The 6,518-nt window shown below is 33.7% G+C and carries 5 protein-coding genes and 1 pseudogene; all 6 read left to right on the top strand.

The window, feature by feature from the left end:
* The first annotated feature begins 811 nt into the window (after positions 1-811).
* Positions 812-2,311 (top strand): group II intron reverse transcriptase/maturase, encoded by a 1,500-nt coding sequence (ltrA, locus tag E7Z81_RS12010; protein WP_292748158.1) that lies wholly within the window; start codon positions 812-814, stop codon positions 2,309-2,311.
* A gap of 425 nt (positions 2,312-2,736) precedes the next feature.
* A pseudogene (gene mtrA / locus E7Z81_RS12005) lies at positions 2,737-3,240 on the top strand (tetrahydromethanopterin S-methyltransferase subunit A); the annotation flags it as partial.
* Between the two features lie 171 nt (positions 3,241-3,411).
* Complete coding sequence (locus tag E7Z81_RS12000) at positions 3,412-4,200, top strand: TrmB family transcriptional regulator (RefSeq protein ID WP_292748156.1); 789 nt, start codon at positions 3,412-3,414, stop codon at positions 4,198-4,200.
* A 7-nt stretch (positions 4,201-4,207) separates the two neighbouring features.
* Complete coding sequence (locus E7Z81_RS11995; RefSeq protein WP_292748154.1) at positions 4,208-5,443, top strand: FprA family A-type flavoprotein; 1,236 nt, start codon at positions 4,208-4,210, stop codon at positions 5,441-5,443.
* 2 nt (positions 5,444-5,445) lie between these two features.
* Entirely contained in the window at positions 5,446-5,694 is a 249-nt protein-coding gene (locus tag E7Z81_RS11990; RefSeq protein WP_292748152.1) for a hypothetical protein, read from the top strand.
* Between the two features lie 393 nt (positions 5,695-6,087).
* The gene (locus tag E7Z81_RS11985; protein WP_116592752.1) at positions 6,088-6,285 is read left to right on the top strand and encodes a hypothetical protein; all 198 of its coding nucleotides are present in this window, start codon (positions 6,088-6,090) and stop codon (positions 6,283-6,285) included.
* Positions 6,286-6,518 lie beyond the last annotated feature (233 nt).

Genomic DNA, 6,518 nt, shown 5'->3' with positions numbered 1-6,518 from the left:
ATTGGATTTAGTCGAAAAACACTTAATTCAATAATCATTTCTTTTTTCTAATTTTTTAAACTTTAACCACATATGCTATTGGAAACTTAACATCCATTTTAACATTAACGGTTGGGTTCAGTTATTAAAAACTTCTTTTCTGAAACCCTTTCATATATATGTGCGACGAGATAGGATCTCCTTATTCCCTACCTTTGTATCAGTGAAATACTCATTATTATGAGTTGTTTCAATCCCTGTTGTGTTGGGATTTCCTCCTTTGAAATTCCTAACTTGGTAACGAGCTTAGGAAGTTGCATGAGAAAAATGTCTAATGAAACAAAAGTATCCGTGTTTCAGGGCTAGAGGAAGAATAAGAATGGTTAATTTAAGTGAACAACTGTAAGCAACGTGAGAACGAATGATAGGTGGGATACACTGCATCAATAGGATGCTACTATCAATTGCAATTAGGAAATAAGCATTATATATATGCTTATATATGCACAACCCATATAATTGCCGGTGTAGAGGTTGGACCTTCCCTTATTCGTATCTGATGGGAGATTAACTCGGTAAGCCATTTGGAGTCCAAAAAAAAATTTGGTAAGCGGATTGTGAATGATGTGTAATTCTTCAGGTGGTAGAGGATTTTGAAAAAAAGCAAATGCCGTTAATAGTCGAAAGACAGCAGGATAATCAGGGAATATGTTTAACTGTGAACGGATACCTCCCCTCGTGGGTGGCATGGAAACATGGCTGACTTTCAAAGAGTAGACAACGTGTAAATAAAACTAGAAATACTTGTTTATTAAAAGGATGGTGATAAAAGATGAGTTATGCTCAAAACAGTAATGTTTGTGAGTCCACAACATCATACGCTACTATTTGGTCTGAAACCGATTGGAATAAGGTCAATAAGTATGTAGATAAACAACGATTTAGGATATTTCGTGCTGAAAAAGATGGTGATAGTCGAAAAGTAAGAAATTTACAAAGAATTTTGGTTCGTAGCCCTAGTGCTTTAAAATTGGCGATTAAAAGGGTTACTCAAATAAATAAAGGTAGAAGAACTCCAGGAATTGATGGACAAGTTATTTTGAGTAATGCTCAAAGAGGAAAACTGTATGTTAAATTAAAGAATTGGAATATTAACAAACATAATCCTAAACCTACATATCGGACATATATTCCAAAGAAAAATGGTAAAATGCGTTCTCTTGGTATTCCAACTATTATTGACCGTGTTTATCAAGAATTAATACGTATTGCTTTGGAACCGCAGTGGGAATGTCGTTTTGAACCCACCAGTTATGGGTTCAGACCCGGCAGAAGAGTCCATGATGCTATAGAAAGGATTCATTTCAGTATTAGCCATCGTAAGTTTGTTCATGTGTTTGAAGGTGATTTTAAGGCTTGTTTTGACACATTGAGTCATGATTTTATTCTCAAACAGTTGGAAGGATTTCCGTATGTTAATGTTGTTGAGAAATTTCTTAAAGCAGGATATGTAGATAATGGTGAATTTTTCCCTACAACTCAAGGCACACCTCAAGGTGGCTTATTATCTCCGTTATTGGCTAATATTGCTTTACATGGACTTGAAGAATGTTTAAACATTAGTTATCATGAATATCAACGTAAAGATAATTATCCAGTAGTACTTACTCAAGGAGACTATCGTATTGTAAGATACGCCGATGATTTTCTGATTTTTGCTAAAAATGAAGAAGATATAAAGGCTATTCCCGATATTCTTCAACCATACTTGGATGATAGAGGTTTAATCCTCGCAGAAGATAAAAGTGGTTTTACAACCACCTACGACGGATTTGATTTCCTAGGCTTTACAGTTAGACAATACGATAAATGTATTATTAAACCCTCTAAAGATTCCATGAAGAAAGCAAGAGCCAATATTAAGGAAGTTTTCAATGAAATGAAAGGTCATAACGTAGAAGAATTAATAGACAGACTCAATCCGGTAATTGACGGGATTGTTGAATTTTGGAAGCCTATGTCTTCCTCTAAAGCATTTTCGAGTATTGACTATTATATTTGGATTAAAACTTGGAAATTTCTGAGAAGACTACATCGTAATAAAGGTCATAGGTGGATAGCAAATAAATATTTCCCTAGACCGAAGAAAGGAGATAAACATCAGAGTAGATGGATTTTAACCGACCCAAAGACTGGAAAACAATTACATATAATGTCTCACACTAAAATTGAAAGACATAATATGGTTAAATACAATTATTCTCCTTTAGATAAAAGTAAATCTGAGTATTTTTATAAACGTCGACTTTCAACCAAGAATTATTTCAGATAAATGTCTATTTGAGCCGTATGTCTTGAAAGGGACACGTACGGTTCTAGGGAGAGTGCGGAGGAGAAATCCTCCAATCTTATCCGACCACAGTGGAAAACAAGATTGATTTGTGGAAGGGCTTCCGTTAATGTTAATGTCACCTCATTAAATCAAATCTAAAAAAATAGCTATTGAATTATCAACCGTATGTTAATGGAAACATAAGAGTGGAGCAGTTAACGTTGATGTTAACCTCCTTTTTTATTTAGCTTATCAGAAAAACTTAGTTTTGAAAATGTTTTGATAAATTCCTGTTTTCATGGTTTAAGATATGGGAAAATAGTCTCTCCAACAATTCATTTATACAAATAATCTTATTTAAGTTACAAAATATTTAAATATAATAATTAAGTAGTTTTATTTATAATTATTAGGAGGAATGAATTATGGTTAATAAAAAAGCGCCTGCAGCTGATTGGCCGGTAATAACTGGAGATTACATTGTCGGAGACCCTGAAAGTCCAGTAGCGGTTGCAACACTTGCTTCCCATATTGAAGCGGAACTTTCAGGAGCGGCCATTGCAGGACCATGCAAAACAGAAAACTTAGGAATAGAAAAAGTAGTTGCAAACATCGTCTCAAATCCGAACATAAGATTTTTCATTTTGGCCGGCGCGGAAGTGCAGGGCCACATCACAGGTCAGAGTTTCAAAGCATTATATGAAAACGGTGCAGATGCCGAAAAAAAGAAAATCATTGGTGCAACAGGGGCAATCCCATTTGTTGAAAATCTGCCTCTTGAGGGTGTTGAAAGATTCCAGAAACAGTTGGAGATTGTTGATTTAATCGACACTGAAGACATCGCAGCAATTCAATCTAAAATAAATGAATGTGTTGAAAAAGATCCGGGTGCTCTTGAAGCAGAACCGATTGTTATGGAAGTTGATGAAGAAAACGAAAGAATGGTTATTGTCAAAAAAGACAAGAAAAAAGAAGCTGAAACCTAGTTTCAGCTTATTTTTTTTAAATCATAATGTCACTAGATTTGTATGAAAAGTAACAAGATTTATTAATAGTATTCTTTTGAAAGATAATCTTAACATACGGATAAGAGGAATATGATGGAGAAAATGATAAACTCTTTAAAAAAGCTTGGATTGAACCGATATGAGGCTCAAGCATATATAGGACTTACTAAAATGATCACTGGCCCGGCAGATGAAATTGCAGAAGTATCCAACCTGCCACGTTCTAGAATTTATGATATATTAAATCAACTTGAAAAGAAAGGATTTGTAGAAATCACAAGAAGCCGACCTTTAAGATACACTGTCATAGAGCCTACGGTAATATTCAAACAGGAAAAGGAAAATCTCATTGATGAGCTACAATCAACTGAAAAAAAGCTTGAAGAATTATATTTAAACAATACTTCAGAAGTTCAGGCTCCAGTATGGCTTATACACACTACAGACAACATTTTAGAAAAAGAAATGGAAGTGATTAAAAAAGCATCGAAGCTAATTACATTGAGAGCCGGATTTTTACTTAAAGGCGAAGCGCAAATGATGATTAAAGCATTCAATCACATTCCCAGATCTGTTAAAATTAAAATCATTGCAAATAAAGAGTGTTATGTGGAAAATGAAAAAATAGAAATAATTGATATATTCAAAAAAGCAAAATTGTCCAATCTGGAAATAGTTGAAGCGGACTTGCCGATGATGAAAATGTTGATACGTGATGGAAGGGAATTGGTAGGGACATTTGCAAGATTTGAAGGTGAGAACAATTCAGTAAAGCCGGAAACTGCAATTGGCGTAAACAACAGGTATGAAGCGCTGTGCAAAAATTTCAATGATTATTTCATTAAACAGTTCAATATGTTAAACTCATTTAAAAAAAAATAACTAAAAAGTGATTTATGAGAAAGCGGAATCTGTAAAAATAGCCGATGGTGTGTACTGGGTTGGTGCACTTCATTGGAACACAAGAAGTTTCCATGGATTTGCAATTCCTGGAACAACTTACAACTGTTATCTGGTATTTGGTGAAGAGAAAGTTGCATTGATTGATAATGTATTCTCAGACGGCATGATAGATCAATTGAATGCTCGGATTGAAGATGCATTCGCTAAAGAAGGTTGTGAAAACAAGATTGATGTATTTATCCAATGCCACACTGAACTTGACCATTCAATAGGACTTAAGGAGACCATTGACAAATATCCTGAAGCTGAAGTTTATGCATCTCCGAAAGGTGCTGAATTTTTAGAAAAACAGTACCATACTTACTCTGATGTTGAAATCACTACTGTAAAAACAGGTGATGAAATTAATTTGGGTGGTAAAACTTTAGCTATTGTATCAGCCCCTATGCTTCACTGGCCAGACAGCATGTTTGTAATGTATGCTGAAGAAGGAATATTATTCTCAAATGATGCTTTCGGACAGCACTTATGCCTATCCAAAAGATATGCTGAAGATTACTCTGAAGACTTTATCTTAAAAGCCGCTAAAAAATTCTTCGCTAATCTTGTGGTTTTAGGCGCTCCGATGCTCAGGATGAAATTTCAGGAATTAACTGAAGCAGGAATTGTTGAGCAAATCAAAATGATTGCACCATGCCACGGTCAAATCTGGAAAGACCCATCAAAAATCATTCAGGCATACTCAGACTGGGCGAGTGGAGTTTGTGAAGATAAGATTACAATTGTCTATGATACGATGCACCATTCCACAGAGAAATTGGCATTCCAAATTGCTGAGGGCATAATGAGTGAAGGCATCGAAGCTGTAATGTATCATATGGAAAGCGATTATGAATCAGAAGTGGTATCTGACATTCTTGATTCAAAAGCAATAGCCTTAGGCGCTCCAACAATGATGAACAAACCTTTCCCAAGAATTGGAAACCTAATGTACTGGCTTGACTGCCTAAATTTCAAAGGTACAACCAGCGAAAAAAATGCGCTAATATTCTCATCCAAAGGATGGGGCGGTGGAGCAATTGCTAAACTCCAAAGAGATTTAGAAAGTGCAGGCTTTACAATATTTGATACAATGGACGCAGTATTTGTTCCCGATGAAGATATCTATGAAGAGGCATTCCAGAAAGGGGTTGAACTTGCAAAATCAATAAAAGGTGAATGAATATGGTTAATTTGGACAAAGATATTGAAGGAAAAATTGAAGAGATTATTGGCAAATACCAAAAAAGAGAAGCAAAGCTTTTAAACTATCTGATTGTGGATGATGAGATTACTTTCTTCCTGCCATTATCTGATGATGAAAAGATTTCAGATGATGATTTAGCTAAAATTTCAGAGCTAATTAAAGGGGAATACATTCAAACAGAATCCATCAATCAAGAATACAGAATTAAATTCAAATATGGATTATAGATTTCAAAATTCTAATAATCCCTTTTTTTATTATTTAACCAACAAAGTTCAGAAAATATACAATATTTCTTTTCCAACTGGAAACATAACATATCTTTTTAACATTAACACCCAACATTACCTATTCAAAAATTACTTTTTTAAACTCTTGCATCTATATCGCAGTTTAAAATCAGATTTGATTCCAATATGGTGTCCGTTAATGTTAATGTCATTTCATTAAATTAAAAGAAAAAATATATCTATTAATTTCATCGACTCTAACATTCATTATTCTATGGGTAACAATAGCTATGAAAAATTAAAAATTTTACTCATGAGGACAATTGATAATTTTATATAAAAGTTATAATAAAATATTATATTAATTATTATATACAGGTTGTAATAGCTATGGCCAATATAAATAATACCTCATCCTACATGGATGAAGATAAAAAGCAAATTATCAAAGAGTCTAATTATACCTATCGAGATGCTCTTGAAGTTTCAGCTTTTCTCATTGAAACTGGAAGGTTCGAAAGATTCTACAAAGAAATGCAAATTGCAGACCTCCAAAAAGAACTTGATCAAATGGACAAAGAAGAATAATAGCTAACTTCAAAAAATATATCTCCAGGATATAACTCTAACAAAAACTATTTTTAATTGTAAAAGGTAATAATAAAATTTATTATTACTTTTATATTTTTTTGCATAATATAATTTTATATATAATACATAATAAAATTATATATTATGTTACTTGAAAAAACCGTGCGACAAGATAGGACCTCTTTCTCTGTCTTTTGTTCAGTGAGAACTCGGTTCTCAATCCCTGCTGT

Source organism: Methanobrevibacter sp. (assembly GCF_015062935.1).
In the GTDB taxonomy this organism is placed as follows: domain Archaea; phylum Methanobacteriota; class Methanobacteria; order Methanobacteriales; family Methanobacteriaceae; genus Methanocatella.
Note: the sequence above shows the minus strand (reverse complement) of the source record. Positions and strands in the feature narration are given on the sequence as shown.